The sequence below is a fragment of the Polycladidibacter stylochi genome, assembly GCF_001562055.1.
Taxonomy (GTDB): Bacteria; Pseudomonadota; Alphaproteobacteria; order Rhizobiales; family Stappiaceae; genus Pseudovibrio; species Pseudovibrio stylochi.
Genome location: NZ_LLWE01000025.1, coordinates 373,897 through 393,255, shown reverse-complemented (window position 1 = coordinate 393,255; position 19,359 = coordinate 373,897). Strand labels below are relative to the sequence as shown.

At 46.8% G+C, this 19,359-nt stretch carries 14 protein-coding genes; 5 read left to right on the top strand and 9 right to left on the bottom strand.

What is annotated here, in order from left to right:
- Positions 1-33: 33 nt before the first annotated feature.
- On the bottom strand, positions 34-999 hold the full coding sequence (locus tag AYK67_RS10860) for a mitochondrial fission ELM1 family protein (protein WP_068086209.1): 966 nt from the start codon (positions 997-999) through the stop codon (positions 34-36).
- A gap of 165 nt (positions 1,000-1,164) precedes the next feature.
- Here AYK67_RS10860 and AYK67_RS10855 point away from each other — a divergent pair, with 165 nt between their 5' ends.
- Positions 1,165-1,641, top strand: coding sequence for an Lrp/AsnC family transcriptional regulator (locus tag AYK67_RS10855; protein WP_068086206.1), 477 nt, complete (start codon positions 1,165-1,167; stop codon positions 1,639-1,641).
- 57 nt (positions 1,642-1,698) lie between these two features.
- On the opposite strand, the gene AYK67_RS10850 is transcribed toward AYK67_RS10855, so the two are convergent.
- The 4 genes from AYK67_RS10850 to AYK67_RS10835 form a co-directional block, all read right to left on the bottom strand.
- Positions 1,699-3,039: a globin-coupled sensor protein gene (locus AYK67_RS10850; RefSeq protein WP_068086203.1), complete on the bottom strand. Its 1,341-nt coding sequence runs from the start codon at positions 3,037-3,039 to the stop codon at positions 1,699-1,701.
- 310 nt (positions 3,040-3,349) lie between these two features.
- On the bottom strand, positions 3,350-3,823 hold the full coding sequence (greA, locus tag AYK67_RS10845) for a transcription elongation factor GreA (RefSeq protein ID WP_068086200.1): 474 nt from the start codon (positions 3,821-3,823) through the stop codon (positions 3,350-3,352).
- A gap of 99 nt (positions 3,824-3,922) precedes the next feature.
- On the bottom strand, positions 3,923-7,285 hold the full coding sequence (gene carB, locus AYK67_RS10840; protein ID WP_068086198.1) for a carbamoyl-phosphate synthase large subunit: 3,363 nt from the start codon (positions 7,283-7,285) through the stop codon (positions 3,923-3,925).
- A 136-nt stretch (positions 7,286-7,421) separates the two neighbouring features.
- Positions 7,422-7,712 carry a helix-turn-helix domain-containing protein gene (locus tag AYK67_RS10835; protein WP_068086196.1) on the bottom strand — a complete coding sequence of 97 codons (291 nt, stop codon included), beginning with the start codon at positions 7,710-7,712 and terminating at the stop codon, positions 7,422-7,424.
- Positions 7,713-8,855: 1,143 nt separating this feature from the next.
- Here AYK67_RS10835 and AYK67_RS10830 point away from each other — a divergent pair.
- Positions 8,856-9,332, top strand: a complete 477-nt coding sequence (locus tag AYK67_RS10830; RefSeq protein WP_208976270.1) for a MerR family transcriptional regulator — start codon at positions 8,856-8,858, stop codon at positions 9,330-9,332.
- Positions 9,333-9,527: 195 nt separating this feature from the next.
- Here the strand turns inward: AYK67_RS10830 and carA are convergent, their stop codons facing one another.
- Positions 9,528-10,700 carry a glutamine-hydrolyzing carbamoyl-phosphate synthase small subunit gene (carA, locus tag AYK67_RS10825; protein WP_068086195.1) on the bottom strand — a complete coding sequence of 391 codons (1,173 nt, stop codon included), beginning with the start codon at positions 10,698-10,700 and terminating at the stop codon, positions 9,528-9,530.
- A 236-nt stretch (positions 10,701-10,936) separates the two neighbouring features.
- Here carA and AYK67_RS10820 point away from each other — a divergent pair, with 236 nt between their 5' ends.
- The 3 genes from AYK67_RS10820 (at position 10,937) to rpoD (ending at position 16,193) form a co-directional block, all read left to right on the top strand.
- Entirely contained in the window at positions 10,937-11,398 is a 462-nt protein-coding gene (locus tag AYK67_RS10820; RefSeq protein WP_068086192.1) for a GatB/YqeY domain-containing protein, read from the top strand.
- Positions 11,399-11,583: 185 nt separating this feature from the next.
- Positions 11,584-13,548 (top strand): DNA primase, encoded by a 1,965-nt coding sequence (dnaG, locus tag AYK67_RS10815; RefSeq protein WP_068086188.1) that lies wholly within the window; start codon positions 11,584-11,586, stop codon positions 13,546-13,548.
- A gap of 578 nt (positions 13,549-14,126) precedes the next feature.
- Complete coding sequence (rpoD, locus tag AYK67_RS10810) at positions 14,127-16,193, top strand: RNA polymerase sigma factor RpoD (protein ID WP_068086510.1); 2,067 nt, start codon at positions 14,127-14,129, stop codon at positions 16,191-16,193.
- 77 nt (positions 16,194-16,270) lie between these two features.
- Here rpoD and AYK67_RS10805 read toward each other — a convergent pair whose 3' ends face one another.
- The 3 genes from AYK67_RS10805 to AYK67_RS10795 form a co-directional block, all read right to left on the bottom strand.
- Positions 16,271-17,719 (bottom strand): MFS transporter, encoded by a 1,449-nt coding sequence (locus AYK67_RS10805; protein ID WP_068086182.1) that lies wholly within the window; start codon positions 17,717-17,719, stop codon positions 16,271-16,273.
- Between the two features lie 130 nt (positions 17,720-17,849).
- A complete protein-coding gene (locus AYK67_RS10800; RefSeq protein ID WP_068086180.1) occupies positions 17,850-18,353 on the bottom strand; it encodes a cytochrome b in 504 nt (167 codons plus the stop codon).
- A gap of 207 nt (positions 18,354-18,560) precedes the next feature.
- A complete protein-coding gene (locus AYK67_RS10795) occupies positions 18,561-19,310 on the bottom strand; it encodes an SIMPL domain-containing protein (RefSeq protein ID WP_068086178.1) in 750 nt (249 codons plus the stop codon).
- Positions 19,311-19,359 lie beyond the last annotated feature (49 nt).

Here is a 19,359-nt window from a genome sequence, read left to right as displayed (position 1 = left end):
TACCTTTTTTGGAAGCTGCCCTTTAGAGTGGGTCTAGCCTTTATTGTTGCGTTGGTCTAGTTGCTTGCGAATCCAATTTGCAATAATTGGGGTTGCATTAATGGGTTCGTAGTTTGTAGCTGTCGTTTCATATGGAAAATCAGTTAGGGCTCCCAGCCGTTTGAGCTCGTTTGTTAATTGCTCGAATTTAGGGTGGCCGCCACTTGGTTGAAAACCATAGATTGGTTTTCCAGTTACGGCAGCTTCACCTAGCATATTTGCAGAATCGGTCGTGACGATTATGTTATCCGAGAGCGCCAAGAAGGGAAGCAAGGGATTATCGCCGCTGCCATCCCAAAGGTAATTGTTTTCTTTTTCTCCAAGAGTTGCGAGTATTTGGGCAAGTTTTGCAGGAGTTCGCCTTGAGGCAGTAATCATGAGGCTGTGTGTTTTATTGTGCTGTTTGAGGGCCTGAGCAAAGCTTTGAATGTCGCTTTCGGAAAAAAAGTGATGTCTAGAATTACCACCTACCAAAACTGCGGTTCTAGGTTGTTTCAGTGATCTTAAGTGGCTTGGTGCATTCTTAGCGGCCATCTCCAGTTTTCGTTCTGTAATTCTGTGGGGGCCGGTAGAGGTGACTAAAACATTTTTACCGCGCAGTTTGTCGTGCGAATTCACCCAAATAAGATCGGCAGCTTTGCAACCAACTCTTGGGTCTTTAAGGAAAACGGTTAGTGTTTTATTGTTAGATTTCTTTTTTAGGTATCGTAAATACGGCACGGCCCGCCTTCCCGAGGCAATGGCAATATCCGGAAAAGGCCCAAGGAAGAACTGGGAAGCGTTGTTGAGGGCCTTGTGGTCTACTGGTCCCCATGGGCTTAATAGCGAATAGAGCTTTCTAGGGGATACAATAAACTGGTGGATATGCCCGCCAAGTGCTTCTGCAATGCCAAGGCATTGGTTTACGTCCCCAATTTTCCCATCTGTTATTACCCACAGTTTTTGATTGGATTTTGCCATATATTTTCTAATCTGTCGGATCTGGTTGCATTTTTGGTATAGAATGTCGCATAACAGTAATAAAGCATAACATTCCAATTGGTTTTCTGCACTGTTTCGTTATTCGTGAGGCAGCAGTAGTCATGCTCATTGGCACTTATTGATCATAATGCAAAGGAGACGAGCTTGAAAGCGCGTCTGGACAGTATTGATTGGCAAATCCTGAAAGAATTGCAGGAGGATGGCCGTATAACTAATGTGGAGCTTGCACGACGGGTGGGTATTTCTGCTCCGCCATGCTTGCGACGTGTGCGTGCGCTGGAAGAGGCGGGGTTAATTCGCGGCTACCGGACTTTGCTTGATGAAAAGCAGCTGGGGCATGAAGTGACTGCTTTTGCCATGGTCGGTTTACATAATCAGACCGAAGCCGATTTGGTTGCTTTTGATGCCAAAATACAGTCTTGGGAAATTGTTCGTGAAAGCTATATGCTTTCAGGTGAGGTTGACTTTATTTTAAAATGCGTTGCCACTGACCTTGAAGCATTCCAGCGGTTTATTATTAGCGAACTGACATCTACTCCAAATGTAGATAATGTGCGGACTGCGCTTACAATTCGTAGGGTAAAAGACGAGCCAAGCGTGCCTATTGCTGCTATGGTTTAATGATTTTTTGGCACTGGATTTTGCTTAATTTACTCCAGTGCCAACATTCAATTTGAGCTAGAGGCTTTTCACAAGAGTTAGAAATTCCTGGATTTCTCTTGTAATTGCGCTGTTTGTCGACTGTAATTGTGCCGCAGATTTATTCGAGGCAGTAACAGCAACATTAGCGCTGAGTGCATGGTCTAGAATATCGCCAATTTCATTTTTTACGCTTGCAGCATTCTCCGAAGCACTTTGTATCGAGCGAGAAATTTCGTTGGTTGCAGCAGCTTGCTGCTCAACAGCACCGGCAATCGCTGTGGAGGTATGGCTGACTTCTTGAATCCTATGGGAGATATTCGTAATATCTGAAACACAGCGATGCGTTTCATTCTGAATTGCCTGGATTTTTTCTGCAATTTCCTCTGTTGCTTTACCGGTTTGTTCAGCCAGATTTTTAACTTCACTTGCGACAACCGCAAAGCCTCGGCCTGCTTCTCCAGCTCTTGCGGCTTCAATGGTAGCGTTAAGTGCTAGTAGGTTGGTTTGCTCGGCGATATCTCGGATTAGTTCGGTAACTTTACCAATTTCATCGGTTGCAGCTTGTAAACCCAGAACAGTTTGTGTGGTGTTTTCTGCATCATCGGATACCGATTTGGCTGCGCCGGCTGAACGGGTGATTTGCTCACCTATTTCGGAGACGCTAACAGACATTTGCTCAACGGATGCTGCACCACTTTGCACATCTAGTGCGGTATTGGATACAGATTGTGAAGCCGCATGAGCTGACGCCTGACTGGCCTGCGAAGTTTGTGCTAAAGATACTGCACATTCTTGCATGCTTGTTTCTGCATTTTGTGCGGTTTTGATATGATTATTAATAGCTTGATCAAATTCAATAATTGCACTGTCGATTTCTTTGGAGTGCTTTTGGATTTGTTCATCATATAGGTCGTGATATGTCTGTACAGCGCAGCTCATATCAAGCAAGAGCGCTTTTTGTACCAAGCTAAGCTGAGTTATGTAATTTGCCCGTGAAAACTTGTTGGCTTTTGAGAGAGCAGTTGTCAGTTCGCTAAGAAAGAATGTGTAACCGCCAATATACCAATCTGGTTCAAGGCCCACTTTCACATGCGCACGACCAATACTTTCAACACGTTCAAAGTATGTAGAGCTGAAGCCATCAGTAAATAAGCACTGCCAATGCTTCATTTGAGCTTCTTTGAGTTGCGGTACAACGCCTGCAACTTTAGAGGCCAAATTCGGCGTACTTTCGATTTTATTATAAAAGCGGTCTAAAATAGAAGGAAGCAACTCTTTTATTTTTTGCCATAGCTGTTGTAGTTGCTGAATTGCATTAGTGTCCAAGTCGAAAAATTGGACTTGCAATTTATACTCTGCTTTTAACTGGCCAGACATTAACTCGTAACCTACTGCGAATTATAATTATTTGAATTCTTAGCAGGGTTATATTTCACTTAGTCCTACTGTCAATTAGTTATTGCTGTAAAGCTAATATGTATAAAAGTTGAGTAAAATTACAATTAATACATTCGTTATTTTACTAATGATTACAGTCATTCGCAAAATATTATCGATTTTTATGGCGTCGAAAAAAAGTGTTATGCTGTTAATAAATTTACTAGGATTGAATAATTTTACTCATTAAAAAATAAAAAAGGGTCGATTTATATCGACCCTGATTCATTAATACGTACTTTTGTATATGTTAAATAAACTCGACTTTAAGAATTTCGAAAGCACGAGCGCCGCCAGGTGCCGCAACTTCAACACTATCGCCGACTTCTTTGCCAATCAAAGCGCGTGCAATGGGCGAAGAAATTGAGATACGGCCATTTTTTGCATCGGCCTCGACATCGCCAACGATCATGTACTTTTTCTCTTCATCTGTATCTTCGTCGACAAGAGAAACTGTTGCTCCGAACTTGACGGTGTCGCCACTCAGTTTTGTTAGGTCGATAACTTCCGCTCTACCTAATTTTTCTTCAAGTTCGTGAATCCGGCCTTCGTTGAGGCTCTGCTGTTCTTTTGCAGCATGATACTCGGCGTTCTCTGAGAGGTCGCCATGGGCACGGGCTTCAGAAATAGCGTCAATGATACGTGGCCGCTCAATTGAGGTGCGCTGCTTTAGCTCGTCGTTGAGCTGTGCGAACCCCTGAGCTGTCATTGGTATCTTTTCCATGACACGTTTACCTTTCTAAGGTTGACCGAGCACCCAAACCCGGTTCAACAAAAAGTGACCGGGCTGGGATGACTATTCCCTGCCCGGGCATTGACTAGTTTATGAGAAGTAGGACTGGAGAGACCTGACTTCAAGATTACCTGCTTTTGATGCCTCAACCCCTTTAGCGGCTGCAATCGCACCTGCAAGTGTGGTGTAGTAGGGTACTTTATGCATTAATGCAGCTTGACGCAACGACCGACTGTCTGACAAGGCTTGTGCGCCCTCTGTGGTGTTGAAGACAAGTGCAATCTCATCGTTCTTGATAGCATCAACGATATGCGGTCGCCCTTCAAGCACCTTATTGACCTTTGAACAAGGTATCCCTTGTTTTTCCAAGTATCTTTGGGTTCCGCTTGTTGCCAAAATGGTCATACCCAGATTGTGGAGCCTTTGAGCGGCTTCTACTATTTTCGGTTTATCGGCATCTTTTACAGCAATAAATACTGAGCCACTTGTGGGTAAAGTTACGCCAGCACCTAGTTGCGACTTAGCAAAAGCGACGGCGAAGTCTTTATCGAGGCCCATGACTTCACCAGTTGAGCGCATCTCCGGACCTAAAATAGTGTCGACACCCGGGAAGCGTGCAAACGGGAACACTGCTTCTTTAACTGCAATGTGCTCTAGTTCGGCAGCTTTGAGATCGAAATTGGCCAGTTTTTCTCCAGCCATGAGGCGAGAAGCAATCTTGGCAAGAGGCTCACCAATGGTCTTGGCCACAAATGGCACAGTACGCGATGCCCTAGGGTTCACTTCGAGAACATAAATTTCGTCGTCTTTAATCGCGTATTGTACGTTCATTAAGCCGCCGACATTTAGCTCAAGGGCCAAGCGTCTTGTTTGCTCTTCCAGTTGAGCAATTAATTTCGTGTCAAGCGAGTATGCAGGTAAAGAGCAAGCACTATCACCGGAGTGAATGCCTGCTTCTTCAATATGCTGCATGATACCACAAACGAAGACATCCTCTCCATCGCAAAGTGCATCAACATCTACTTCAATAGCGCCTTCCAGATAACGGTCGAACAACAGCGGATTGGTGCCCAGCAGAGTGTTGATCTGTCCGGTTTTATCGTTTGGATATTTGGCACGGATATCGTGTGGAACCAGCTCTGGCAGAGTGCCAAGCAGGTAATTATTCAGTGCTTCTTCGTCACGAATAATCTGCATGGCGCGGCCGCCCAGAACATAAGAAGGACGAACAACCAGAGGCAGACCCAGCTGACCGGCAATCAAGCGACCTTGCTCGACAGAATAGGCAATGCCGTTTTCCGGCTGCTTGAGACCGATTCTATGTAGCAGCTTCTGGAAGCGATCGCGGTCTTCTGCAAGGTCGATCATGTCTGGCGAGGTACCAAGGATCGGGATACCTGCTTCCACAAGAGACTGGGCAAGTTTGAGCGGTGTTTGGCCGCCAAACTGAACAATGACACCTTTCAAGTTGCCTTTGGATTGCTCGAGCTTGAGGATTTCCAAGGTATCCTCAGAGGTTAGTGGCTCGAAATAGAGGCGATCAGATGTGTCGTAGTCTGTCGAGACGGTCTCTGGGTTACAGTTGACCATGATAGCTTCGTAGCCTGCATCTTTCAGGGCGAAAGCTGCGTGACAGCAACAGTAGTCGAACTCGATACCTTGACCAATGCGGTTCGGACCACCACCCAGAATAACGACCTTCTCGCGCTCGCTCGGGTTTGCTTCACAAGCCAAAGAGCCAGCTAAAGGTGTTTCGTAGGTGGAGTACATGTAAGCGGTTGGTGAAGCAAACTCGGCAGCACAGGTATCAATGCGCTTAAAGGCTGGCTTTACAGCAAGCTTGTTTCGCATGTCTGCGACAGCTCGTTCCGTGGTGTTTGCCAGCTGAGCAATGCGCTGGTCGGAAAAGCCCATGGCTTTGATTTGGCGCAGGGCTGTTGCGTTTTCTGGCAGGCCAAGCTCGGAGATTTTCTGTTCCATAGCGATTACATCGGCAATCTGTTCCAAGAACCATAGGTCGATTTTACAGATTTGATGGATCTCTTCTGTCCCCATGCCATGGCGCATGGCTTGGGCAACGTTGAGCAAGCGTGTTGGGGTTGGGATTGCCAGCGCTTTACGGATCGCGTTTTCGTCGTCTCCTTGACCGAGGCCATCAATTTCAATCGGGTCGAGACCAGACAAACCTGTTTCCAAGCCGCGTAGGGCTTTTTGCATGCTCTCATTGAAAGTACGGCCGATGGCCATAACTTCACCTACCGACTTCATTGCTGTTGTCAGTGTGGGTTCGGAACCTGGGAACTTCTCGAAGGCAAAACGCGGAATTTTGGTGACGACATAGTCAATTGTCGGCTCGAAGGATGCTGGTGTTGCTCCGCCTGTGATGTCGTTTTCCAGCTCATCCAGTGTGTAACCAACGGCCAGCTTGGCTGCGATCTTGGCAATCGGGAAGCCTGTTGCTTTCGAAGCCAGTGCAGAAGAGCGGGACACGCGTGGGTTCATTTCGATAACCACCAAGCGGCCGTTATCAGGGTTAACTGCAAACTGAACGTTCGAACCGCCGGTTTCAACGCCGATTTCACGCAAAACAGCCAAAGAGGCGTCGCGCATGATTTGGTATTCTTTATCGGTCAATGTGAGGGCCGGAGCAACGGTAATGGAATCACCGGTGTGAACACCCATGGGATCGATGTTCTCGATGGAACAGATAATGATACAGTTGTCCGCAGTATCGCGAACGACTTCCATCTCGTACTCTTTCCAGCCGAGTAAGCTCTCGTCAATCAAGACCTGACCATTCGGGGAGGCATCGATACCTGAACGAACTATTTGCTCATACTCTTCGCGGTTATATGCAACGCCGCCGCCAGTGCCACCTAGTGTGAAGGCAGGGCGAATAATGGCTGGCAAGCCGATGGAATCGAGGTGCTTCATGGCTTCCGCCACACCGGCTGCGCGATCATAACCAACAATAGTGCCATTTTCGTTTTTAATGGCAGGGGAGGATGCAATTGCCGCCCTGGGGTTTTCCAGGCCAATTTTGTCCATGGCCGCGCGGAATTTTTCGCGGTCTTCTGCCTTATCGATAACATCGGCGCGTGCGCCAATCATTTCGACATTGTATTTTTGCAAAACGCCGCGTTGGTCCAGTTCAAGGGCACAGTTCAGGGCTGTTTGGCCACCCATCGTAGGAAGCAGTGCATCCGGCTTTTCCTTGGCAATGATTTTCTCGACGATATCGGGCGTGATTGGCTCGATGTATGTGGCATCGGCAAGATCTGGATCCGTCATAATAGTTGCCGGATTAGAGTTCACCAGAATAATTCGGTAGCCCTCATCTCGCAGCGCTTTACAAGCCTGAGTTCCCGAGTAGTCGAATTCGCAGGCTTGACCAATGACAATAGGTCCGGCCCCGATAATGAGAATAGACTGGATATCGTTGCGTTTAGGCATGATGGCTCACATGTGCTCGTGTTGACGGCCTTTGCCAGATGTATTTTTGGCAAAGCTGTTTGGGTCATCTAAAATTTTATGGCTGAGCGCGTGTTATAAGAATAAACGTCTTAGCTGGGAAGGGCTAAAATGATAATTATTGAGTCTCGCGATGGTTTTTTTCTACAATATTGTTGAGAATATCGGATTTGTTGTCTGATGAAGGCATGATGAGTGGTTCTATCTGCTCACCATTAAAATCCCCTATACCTTGCAAGAGGGCAAAGCAGGCTAAACGTACTGACTTGGGAATTTCTACAGGGCGGCCATCTCGGTCACCTTTTTCGTAGTATTGGATCATGCGTTTTTTAAGGCCCAAAACCTCGGCTGCGTCTTTTTGTTTTAGGCCTAGAGAGCGGCGCCAAGCTTTGAATTGATCTGGTTGCATTTAACTATCCTAGAGCCGTTATCACTCTGCCAATTGTGTAGGCAACTCCTTTAGTAATAACTGGATATATCATGCTTAGCGGTTCGATATAAAGAGGCTCCCCCTAAAAAAGCGCAATCAGTGCACTGCTGCCTTGAAAAGTGCACAATGTGCGCCTATATTTATTGTTGAGGCGGATTGGTCTCGAGGCGGTAATGTAGGAGGGAAAGATGCTGAACGAAATGATATTGTATCGGAGTGCTTTACACTTTGAAAAAGTAGATGTGCACCGATTCGCACAATTTCGCTTAGGAGTCGCAAAAATTTTCAAAAAAATAATAGCCTTAAACAGGTAATAACTACCCCCTCATAAGTATAGATATGAGGGGGTGTTAAACTAAAAGTGTATCTTAGTTGAAGTTTAAATATTATTAATTTAAATTAAAATTTTATTCAACGACTTATGCTGAACTAGATAATAGAAATGTTTTCAGTTTCTGAATTTATTTGAATGGTACCAATTACATTATTATGTATTATTTCAAGGATAATATTTGATCGACCAATAGGTCTATAAAAATGTAATTGGTTTCTGTGGAATTCTTTTCCTCACCCTTGGTTAATTGATCACTGCAAAATACCTCGGTTTAATAGTAGATTCATTCAAAATGTAATTTTACATTGATATATATAGCATGTGCGATAGGTTAGTTTTGAAAATGACAGGCTGCTTACTAGAGTAGATTTTTTTTGACGCAGCAACAATTGTGGCAATTTTTAAGCTGACGCAAAGAGAATATTGATTATTACATATAAATACATTCTTATTATGTGTAAAGGTAAATATTATATATATTATACTTTGTTTATTGTACGGCCATTAATGTATACGTTTGCTGCTATCGAGGGTTTTTTTTACGTTAGGCTATATTTTTGACGAATGGTTGTGTAATTTAGTGAATATCAACTCATGCAATGGTTGTGTGAGATGATAAATACAACCCATGTTTGTGCTGTGGGGCCTATATGCCTTTAATAAGGCATCCATATTAATATTTTTAATACTCAGCACGAGCATTTATCGAAGAAGTGCAAAAGAAAAGGGGATAGCTGAATTTCTTGGGTGGGAAGCCGATTTAGCTAACTTTTGTATGGATTCAAAAAATGAAACAGAGAACCACCGGGCAAATGGTAATGAATACAATTCCAAACAGTATAGAGCTAATTCCTGATATCGCTGGACCAATATCTGAAGGGGATGGTGAGAGCCAACTGCTGGCAATCTCCGAAATGTCAGAGCTTTTCAATGTTACATTGCGTACATTGCGCTTTTATGAAGAAAAAGGTCTTCTAAACCCTGTACGGCGTGGGGCCCGCCGCTTTTATCGTCCTAAAGACATTGGCCGCATGAAAGTAATTTTACAGGCGAAGAAGATTGGTCTGACACTTGCGGAAGTGCGGCGCATCATTAAGCTTGTGGAGAGCAATAGCCCGCGTAAAGATCAGCTGGTTGAGCTTCAAGAAATCTGCGTATCACAAGAAAAACTGCTCTCAGAGCAAGAGATTGCACTCAAAGAACAGATTGCGGAAGTCAACGGCGTCATGTCTGCTCTGGGTGTTATGATTGAGGCAGAGAGCTAATTTTATTTGCTTTTTGGTTAAAAACCCCGCGACTTTATCGTCGCGGGGTTTTTTTTTCATATTAATCTTGAAAATATATTGGCTGGTCGCCCTGAAGCAGTTTGCTGTTTCATAGAAGCACTTAAACTGCTTTAACCTATTCTATTGAAGCGTCTTCTTACGCGAAAACTGGTAGGCAATTTTCGGGAATACGCTCTAGTGATTGTCTATATGTTTGACAAAACGGTCAAACAAGTAGTGACTGTCTTGTGGTCCTGGGGAGGCCTCAGGATGGTATTGAACGGAGAAGACAGGTTTACCCTTTACAGCCAAGCCACAGTTTGTGCCATCAAACAATGAAACGTGTGTTTCTTCAACGTTTTCTGGCAATGTTGCAGCGTCAACAGCAAAGCCGTGGTTCATGGAAGTTATTTCCACTTTGCCTGTTGTGTGGTCATGAACCGGGTGGTTTGCCCCATGGTGACCTTGGTGCATTTTGAGTGTTTTCGCCCCAAGCGCTAACGCGAGCATTTGGTGCCCTAAACAGATACCGAAAATAGGTGTGTCTGTTTCAAGTAGTTTTTGGATGGTTGGTACTGCATAAACACCGGTGGCTGCCGGATCGCCTGGGCCGTTTGACAGGAATATACCATCGGGTTTGAGTGCCAAAACCTCTTCAGGAGAAGTGGTTGCAGGGACAACAGTCACTTTACAGCCGGCATTTACCAATAGGCGCAGTATGTTACGCTTGACACCAAAGTCGAGCGCGACAACATGACGTTCACCGCTTTGAGATTCGCTGTAACCTTCGTCCCACTGCCAAACGGTTTCTTTCCACTCATAGGTCTTGTCGGTGGTGACTTCTTTTGCAAGGTCCATACCTTCAAGGCCAGCCCAAGCTTTTGCTTCAGCTTTGAGAGCGTCAAGATCGAATTCGGCGGATTCATTGTGTGCGATGACGGCATTTGGCATGCCTTTTTCACGTATTAATGCCGTGAGTGCACGGGTATCAATACCACATAGCCCGATAATGCCGCGCTGCTTGAGCCATTCATCTAGGTGACGTGTGGCGCGATAGTTTGACGGATTTGTTATATCTGCACGAATGATAACGCCGCGGGCTGCTTTGATCGCATCCATATTTACGGTTTCAACATCGTCCTCGTTGGTACCTGTGTTACCAATGTGTGGGAATGTGAATGTTATTATTTGTCCAGCATAGGAAGGATCGGTGAGGATCTCCTCGTATCCTGTGATTGCTGTATTAAAGCAAACTTCGCCTGTTGCGGTGCCAACGGCACCAAGGCCATGCCCTTCAATGACAGTTCCATCTGAGAGCACCAGTCTTGCTGTTGCTGGCTTGGCTGTCCACCCATCTGCTGGTTTCATAACTTGCTTTCTTGATCCGGTTGATGACAACATGCGTTCACCCTTATCGGCGCCAGGGGTTGACAATGGCGCGTTTCGGCCGCATCAAGGCTGGCAACTTAGGAGAATGGTCCGACATGGTCAATATCAGGGTTTAAAATAGTCTGTTGAATTGATCACATCTATTAGGCTTGCGGCATTAAATTGTCAGTTTATAGTTCGGATTTGGATTGTTTTCAGTTTAGGGATCGTTGTTGATGCTTCGTGAAAAAATCAACTGTGCTTTAAAAAACGCGCAGGAAAATGGTCAAAAAAAGCGTGTCGCCACATTGAGGCTCATTAACGCTGCTATACATGATCGTGATGTTTCTGCGCGTGAGTTGGGACGCGATGGCCTGAGCGATGATGAGTTACAACAACTCTTATACACGATGTTGGCGCAGCGATTGAAGCAATCGGATGATTGTGCGGGCACGAACTTGCCTGAAGGCGAGCGTGAAGAAGTCGCGCTCATTAAAGAGCTTTTACCGCCACAATTGAGCGACTACGAGATGAAACTGGTATGTTCAACACTTGTAGATTCTATTGAAGCCAAGGGCTTACGTGATATGGGGCGTTGTATGAGCGAGTTGAAATCGCGTTACCCGGGGCAAATGGATTTTGCTCGTGCCAGCTGCCTTGTGAAAGAAATTCTGAGTGGCAATCCGCAGGCACACTAAGTTATTCACCTAGCTGGTATTAATTTGTTTGTACGTCAATGAATTACGTAGGTTGACCACACTCCTTAAAGGGTGGTTTTGCGGGTTTTTCGTTGTTTGTTGATTACACTTGCCGGTACGGGTGGCAAATGATTATGCTGGCTTGTGTATTTGTTGTACCTTCGTGCGAAATCTGAAAGCTATTCATGCGTTTTACTCCGCAATTCCTTGAGGAAATCAAAAATCGTTTGCCGCTTTCACAAGTGGTGGCGCGGCGGGTTACGTGGGATCAGCGAAAGTCGCAACCAGGTAAGGGTGATTATTGGGCATGTTGCCCTTTCCACTCTGAAAAAACACCTAGTTTTCATGTGGATGACCGTCGTAATCGCTACAAATGTTTCGGTTGTGGCGAATCAGGCGACCATTTTAAGTTTGTTTGCGATACGGAAGGTTTGAATTTCCCTGAAGCCGTTGAGCAGCTCGCAGGGGAAGCAGGAATTGCTATACCAGCACCTGACCCGCAAGCGGCGAAGCGTCAAGCTCAACGAACCAGCCTTTCGGATGTTTGCGGGTTGGCAAGCGAGTTTTTTAGAAAGCAATTTTGGGGGCCAAACGGGGACAGTGCTGTGCGCTATGCGCGCCAGCGGGGACTTAGCGACGCCACATTGCGCGAGTTTCAATTCGGTTTTGCGCCTGCCGGTCGAGACACCTTAAAACGGGCTCTGATGGAGCTAGGTGTTGAAGAACGCTTGTTGATTGAAGCTGGTTTGGTGATACAGCCCGATGATGGTCGGCCCAGTTATGACCGGTTTCGTAACCGGATGATGATTCCCATTCATGATGAGCGTGGCCGTCCTGTTGCTTTTGGTGGACGGACCTTGGACCCGAAAGGGCAACCGAAATACCTCAATTCCCCGGAAACGCCGATTTTTCATAAGGGAACGATGCTGTTTAATGCCCATCGTGCACGCCAGCCAGCTTATGAAAGCGGTCAGGCGTTGGTGGTGGAAGGCTATATGGATGCGGTAGCCCTTTGGCAAGCAGGGTTTAGAGGCGTTGTTGCCAGTTTGGGAACAGCGTTTACAGAAGACCAGATTATGCGCTTGTGGCGCTTTGCCGATGAGCCCATAGTATGTTTTGATGGGGATACGGCGGGAACACAAGCAGCACAACGGGCGGTCGACCGGATTTTGCCGGTTTTGACTGCTGGCAAGTCGTTCCAGTTTGTGTTTTTGCCTGAAGGAAAAGATCCGGACGATTTATTGCAGGCAGGCGGTGCGCCGGCTTTACAGGCAGAGCTGGATAAAGCCATGCCACTTTCGCAAGTGGTATGGGAGCGTGAGAGTGGCTCTGCCCGACTGGATACACCCGAGCGCCGCGCCGCTCTAGAAAAAGCAATTGATGATCTGGTTGAAACCATACGTGATGAACGGATCAAAAAGCGTTATCGTATGGATTTACGGTTGCGCCTATCCAACTTATTTTGGGAAAGTAGCCGGCAACAACGGGGCAGCGGTAGCGGTTCACGTCGAGGCTCTCAAGAATCGTCAGGACGTTTTAGCAAGGAACGCGGCGGTGGATTGGCGGCGCGTGTTGAAGCTCCCAAAACAAGTAACTTTGGGGTAGAGCGTACGCTTTGTGCAATGTCGCTCAAGTACCCAGAGTTATTTGAGCGATACTTTGAGCGTTTAATCGCATTGAAATTCTCTGATAAATTACATGCCGATTTTATTCACTCGCTTTGTCAACTTGCCGATGCTGATGCAGGGGAAAGCATTGCCGATAGCTTTCAGGAACTGGGCGATAGGTTTTTCCTGATTTTGCAAGAAGTACAAGAGAGCACAGCGGTAGAAGGTACTCACAGGGTAGCCAAAGGCGTGCGGCATTGGAGTGCGCTGCAAGACCGTGTGCCGATTTTGCAGGTGGAACCACCTGAAGATTTTATCGAACAGATGTTTGTATTGAATATGGACCTTATTGAGCTTACAGGCCTAGAGGCTGAAATGGCCCGTGAGCTGGAGCGTGTTGAAAATGATTTGGATGAAAACAGTTGGCTGAGACTGCAAGCATTGACACAGGATTTATCGCGACGCCGCGAAGAGTGTAGCCGACAGGAGCAGGAACTTGCCGAGCGCGCAGTGAAAATTCGCAGTAATACGAAATTCCAATAGGGTTATAAGCACTTCATTCCATTATTGGTAGGCATAATGAGTCTTAGCCTTCGAATCAGTTGCAATTGCAATTTATTAATTGGCTTTTGCTAGTGTTATCTTGGGAATTGGAGGCAGCTGGCACGATATTGACGGATAATTAGCGTGAAACACCCCTGTTTTTGCACGAAAACAACAGATCTTGACAGAATCACCCTTGCGAATCGTGTGAAGCAGGCTAAATAAGCATTATTAGACAGCAACTGTCAGCGCTTCATGTGGCTTTATACCACGTTAACGAAGCGAAGTAATCTTAAAAGACGTTGATGCTGTCGTCATCCAGTTCGGCCGGTTTCCGGTGTAGTGGGCACACGTGGGTACCTCGTGGGCCCTATTATATGTTGTGGGTATTGTTATCCACTTTACATATGTCGAGCATCAGGAATGAGGCATGGGGTTCAGTCTGGCTTAACAATGAGCCGACGAATTCCTTATTCAGAGTGAGTGCTTTTGGCTCTCCTGGCAGTATTCCAGGAGGCTGTGAGTTCTTTAAGTGCGGATTTGCGCTGACTTTTTTGTCAGCGGCTTTGGAGCAAAATATGGCGACGAAGGCGACACAAGCTGAACAAACACAGGAACCGGCATCAGGGGAAGGTCAAGACGGACCTTTGCTCGACCTGTCGGTCGCCGCCGTCAAGAAGATGATTAAGGCCGCAAAGAAGCGCGGTTACATCACTTATGACGAACTGAATAAAGTGATGCCACCAGATCAGGTAAGTTCGGAGCAAATTGAAGACACCATGTCATTGCTTTCCGAAATGGGCATCAATGTGGTTGAAGAAGAGGAAGTTGAGGAAGCAGCTGAAGAGCAAGTAGAGGGTGGCGATCTGGTTGTCGCATCTTCCACGGCTGTTACCAAAACGACGACGACGAAAGAGCCTTCTGATCGGACGGACGATCCGGTTCGTATGTATCTGCGCGAGATGGGTTCTGTTGAGCTGTTGTCGCGCGAGGGCGAAATCGCTATTGCCAAGCGCATCGAGGCAGGCCGCGAGGCCATGATCTCCGGTCTTTGCGAAAGCCCTTTAACCTTCCAGGCGATTATCATCTGGGGTGAAGAGCTGGCGGAAGGTACTGTTCTTTTACGCGATATTATTGATCTTGACGCTACCTATGCCGGTCCTGACGGGCGCGGCGGTCCTTCTGATGAAGAGATTGCCGAGCAGGAAGAAGCGGGTGAGGGGCAAGTGCCCGATGCTGTACGCGAAAAAGAGCGCAAGGCAGCAGCCGAGCGCAAGGCAAAAGAAAAACAGCAAGCCAATGGCGAAGCCGCACCTAGCGAAGGTGAGGGCGAAGGTGGTGAAGCAAGCGGTGATGATGACGATGAATTTGAAGCCAACGTTTCACTTTCTGTCATGGAAGCCGAGCTGAAGCCGAAAGTTGTTGAAATTTTCGACCGCATTGCCGAAGACTACAAAAAGCTGCGTAAGTTGCAGGACCAGTTGGTCGAAAACAAGCTGGCCAACAAAAGCTTGTCTCCTTCGCAAGAGCGCCGTTACAAGAAGCTGAAAGACGATATTGTTCTTGAAGTTGAAAGCTTGTCCTTGAACTCGAACCGTATTGAAGCGCTTGTGGGTCAGCTTTATGACATCAACAAGAAGCTGATGGGTTATGAGGGTCGATTGCTGCGCCTTGCAGATAGCAATGGTGTGAACCGCGCCGACTTTATTAAGCAATACCAAGGCAGCGAGCTGGACCCGAACTGGATTCGCAAAATCGCGAACCTTTCCGGGCGTGGCTGGAAGAAATTTGTCGCCAATGAAGGCGATATGATCCGCGAAATTCGTATGGCGATTCAGAACCTTGCCACAGAAACCGGTTTGGAAATCACCGAGTTCCGTAAAATCGTTTCTATGGTGCAAAAGGGTGAGCGCGAAGCGCGTATTGCGAAAAAGGAAATGGTGGAAGCCAACTTGCGTTTGGTTATCTCCATTGCCAAGAAATACACTAACCGTGGTTTGCAGTTCCTCGATTTGATTCAGGAAGGTAACATCGGTCTGATGAAGGCGGTTGATAAATTTGAATATCGCCGTGGTTATAAGTTCTCCACCTATGCTACATGGTGGATTCGTCAGGCGATTACCCGTTCGATTGCTGATCAGGCGCGCACAATCCGTATTCCTGTGCACATGATCGAGACGATCAACAAGATCGTGCGGACTTCGCGCCAGATGTTGCATGAGATTGGCCGTGAACCAACGCCGGAAGAGCTCTCCGAAAAGCTGCAGATGCCGCTTGAGAAGGTTCGTAAGGTGCTGAAAATCGCCAAGGAGCCAATTTCCCTCGAAACGCCGATTGGTGATGAGGAAGACAGCCACTTGGGTGACTTCATCGAGGATAAGAATGCTGTTCTACCAATCGATGCGGCCATTCAGGCGAACCTGCGCGAAACCACAACCCGCGTGTTGGCTTCCTTGACACCGCGTGAAGAGCGCGTTTTGCGGATGCGTTTTGGTATTGGCATGAACACTGACCACACTTTGGAAGAGGTAGGCCAGCAGTTCTCGGTGACACGTGAGCGTATTCGTCAGATCGAGGCGAAAGCATTGCGTAAGCTGAAACATCCAAGCCGTTCGCGCAAACTGCGTTCGTTCCTGGATAGCTAATAGACTGTTACAACTCAGTTGTGTGAGAGGGCCGCCCATTGGGTGGCCCTTTTGCTGTTTGGTGCCTTACTTGCTTTCTAGTTCAGGCGAGATAGGCGAGAAGCGTTCATTGCTGCCAGCAAGGCAAAGCTCGCCATTATCGTAAATACTAGCGGGGCGTGTTCAATAGCGGTTTGTTTGGTTAGCAAAGTGCCGCTACCGTGTTCGGTTAGTCCTGTGAGACGGGCTAGCAGAGAGCTGATTGCTGCGCCAATGGCAATACCGGCGGAGGCAAGGGCGGGTAGAAAGCCGGTCGCGCGGTCTCGGTCTTGCTCATCAGCGGAAAAGATCACCACTTGATTGAGGAACTGGTTGGAAAAACCATAGCCCGCACCGGAAATCGCAAGACCAAGGGCAAATAGCGGCATGCTGGCAGTATTCAGTGCGCCAGCCATGGTGAGCAGACCAAGGGCAATGAGGCGTGTTCCAAATGTGATGCGCTTGAACTGGTTTTCACGGGCGGTATTGCCAGATACATACCAAGCGCTTATGGACCATGCAAAGGCAAGGATTGTGAGCAGGTAAGCGGATTGGCTGATGTTGAGCCCCCACAATTCGCGACCCAGTGCGTTACCGTAGACCATACGTACTGCACTTGCACAAGAATCCAGCAGCAGCACCCACATAATCGCGCCAATCAAGCGCTTGTTGTTAAACGCCGTGCGCGGAATAAGCGGGTTTTCGCTCCTAGTGTCCCATTGGCGGGTAAGGGCGAGCAAAGCAAGACCTGAAATGAAAATGACAGTTGCCAGTGTTACGGATTGGGTTTGCGCAACATAACTTAGCAACAATATGGCGAAGCCCAGTAAACTCAGACGCGCCAGCTTATTCAGGGCTTGAGAGAGATCGGTTTTCAGGTTGTCGCTTTGGTGTTTTGGCATAACGAAAAGTGCCAGTGTAAGCAGAATAAGTGTGAGTGGTAGGTTTACAAGATAAGCGGCACGCCAACTCCAGATTTGAGTTAAGTAGCCTGCTGTAACTGGTCCAACCGCTGCTGCTATGGCCCAGACAGTGGCCAACATGGCGAAAACACTTGCTACTAGTTTTTCTGGAAATAGCTCATAGATTACGGCATAGGAGAGGGCGATAATTATGCCTTCACCAAAACCCTGTAGTGCGCGACCTAAAAGTAGTGCGTTCAGGTTGGAGGCATAGCCCGCTACGAGTGAACCCATAGCCAAGATAAATGTAGCCAATATATAAAGTTGCTTGGCTCCAAAGCGCTGCTTGAGTGAGCCGGTTAATGTGCCGCCTAAGATAGAAGCCACTTGAAACAGGCTGAAGACCCAATATGCCCGTGTTTCACCACCTAGTTGGCTAATTATGTCAGGCAGAACTGCCGAAGATACAAAGCCGTTAATAGCATGGGAACCGACGCCAAGAGCAAGTGTGAGGGCAGCTAAAATGTATTGCCTGTGAAATAGTTTTGGCTGGGTTTGCCTCAGTTTATGCGCTTCAAATGCCGATTTTGTTGGTTGGGTTTCCATGTGCGCCTCTAATAAACTAAGATATATCTTAGTTTATTAATGAGTACTATTTAGAAAGTAAATGCTTATTTTATTAATTAGGCCAGAAAAAGCCCGGCTTGTACCGGGCTTTGCCAAGGGGTAATTGGGATTAGGCTTTTGATGTCATCATACGCCGCATAAGACCGTCCTTGAGCCCATACTGGTGCCAGAGAGCCGCAACCACATGAAGCAGGATTGTGAAAATAAAGACGGGTTTTAGTAAATGGTGCGGACCTGCAAGTTCGCCTAAACCACCATAAACAACGAGTGCGCCTGAAACTGGGGCTGCAATGAGTAGTAGGTAAAACAGCGCATGAAGTGCTTTAGCTACCAAAGCAGCTATGGGTTTTGTTCCAGCTGGTGCTTCTGGTGCGCCATGTGTAAAGCGAAGTACGAGACGGATTATAATGAGGGCTAGTACGGTAAAGCCCGCATATATATGGGCGTCCGCCATGAATGCGGTTGTTGCATCAGGTTGCTGTCTATTTCGAAGCATATGCCCCATTTTTCCCATGGCATCTCCAAATGCAAGTTGAAAGAAAACTAGAGCGGCTACGAGCCAATGCAACCAAATTTGAAGAGAACTGTATGTTTGTGGTGAAGTTTTAGACATTTGAAGACTCACTTAGAACGTTTTGGCGAAATTTATTTATTCAATACATCAGTGAAGTTGCATATGTTTGTCAGAGTTGTCACAAATTGTAACAGGAATATAATTCAACAACTTTATAAATGAGAATTGTGTGCCTGCTTTACTTTTTTATGTGGCAGGCACACTGTTTTAATTGTGAGCTTTCAAACAATGGTTTTTGAGCTATTGTTATTGTGTCAGCAGCTCAAATTTAATGGTGACTGATGTGGTCAGCTGTTCTTCTCCCGCAGCGATTGGCGGCGCAGAATTCATCGCCGCTTTTAGCATGACCATTTCGCCGCGCGGTTGGCGTGGAGCTGAATAGCCGCCTTCAGTAATAGTTATAGCGTTCCCAAGCTTCATATTGAGTGCATTGGCGTAGAGTTGGGCTTTTTTCTTTGCGTCCAAGGCTGCGGCACCGCGGGCTTTGTTAAGTAAAGCGTCTTGGTTAGAAACAAGAAAGCGAATATTAGAAATACGGTTTGAGCCACTTTTGACCAGCTTGTCTAGCAAGGGCCCCAGTGCCTCTACCTTATTCAAGGTAATTTCCAATCCATTTTGTACATTATATCCTACAATACGAGGTGGTTGGTTATTATCGCTATTGCGGTTGTTATAGTCACGCTCTTGATAAACGGGATAAATGCGAAAGCTGGAAGTTTGCACGTTTTTCGGCTCAATGCCTTGCTGTTTTAAAAGCTCCATTATCTTTTGCATCTTAGCAGAGTTTTGTTGCAAGGCTTGCTGGGCGTCTTCGGCCTCTGTGACAACTTCTGAAGTAATTTGAGCGCTATCTGGCGTGGCCATCACTGTACTGTTGCCCGTAATAGTGATTGTGGAGCGTTCTAATGATTTGGCAAAGGCTGTTGTTGTCGCTAACGGAGCCGTAATGATTGCAGCTATTAGCAAGGCGGTCCATTGCTTGGTTATTGAGCGCATGAAGAGTTCCTCTGTTAAGTGCGAAAACGAATAAAAGTTTGTTTATTGA

What these genes read in the sequence shown, in the direction of transcription:
- carA (WP_068086195.1), bottom strand. Translation starts at nt 10,700, where the DNA reads ATGAAACCAGCAGATGGGTGGACAGCCAAGCCAGCAACAGCAAGACTG.
- greA (WP_068086200.1), bottom strand. Translation starts at nt 3,823, where the DNA reads ATGGAAAAGATACCAATGACAGCTCAGGGGTTCGCACAGCTCAACGAC.
- carB (WP_068086198.1), bottom strand. Translation starts at nt 7,285, where the DNA reads ATGCCTAAACGCAACGATATCCAGTCTATTCTCATTATCGGGGCCGGA.
- AYK67_RS10850 (WP_068086203.1), bottom strand. Translation starts at nt 3,039, where the DNA reads ATGTCTGGCCAGTTAAAAGCAGAGTATAAATTGCAAGTCCAATTTTTC.
- dnaG (WP_068086188.1), top strand. Translation starts at nt 11,584, where the DNA reads ATGCGTTTTACTCCGCAATTCCTTGAGGAAATCAAAAATCGTTTGCCG.
- AYK67_RS10800 (WP_068086180.1), bottom strand. Translation starts at nt 18,353, where the DNA reads ATGTCTAAAACTTCACCACAAACATACAGTTCTCTTCAAATTTGGTTG.
- AYK67_RS10835 (WP_068086196.1), bottom strand. Translation starts at nt 7,712, where the DNA reads ATGCAACCAGATCAATTCAAAGCTTGGCGCCGCTCTCTAGGCCTAAAA.
- AYK67_RS10830 (WP_208976270.1), top strand. Translation starts at nt 8,856, where the DNA reads ATGAAACAGAGAACCACCGGGCAAATGGTAATGAATACAATTCCAAAC.
- AYK67_RS10860 (WP_068086209.1), bottom strand. Translation starts at nt 999, where the DNA reads ATGGCAAAATCCAATCAAAAACTGTGGGTAATAACAGATGGGAAAATT.
- AYK67_RS10795 (WP_068086178.1), bottom strand. Translation starts at nt 19,310, where the DNA reads ATGCGCTCAATAACCAAGCAATGGACCGCCTTGCTAATAGCTGCAATC.
- rpoD (WP_068086510.1), top strand. Translation starts at nt 14,127, where the DNA reads ATGGCGACGAAGGCGACACAAGCTGAACAAACACAGGAACCGGCATCA.
- AYK67_RS10820 (WP_068086192.1), top strand. Translation starts at nt 10,937, where the DNA reads ATGCTTCGTGAAAAAATCAACTGTGCTTTAAAAAACGCGCAGGAAAAT.
- AYK67_RS10805 (WP_068086182.1), bottom strand. Translation starts at nt 17,719, where the DNA reads ATGGAAACCCAACCAACAAAATCGGCATTTGAAGCGCATAAACTGAGG.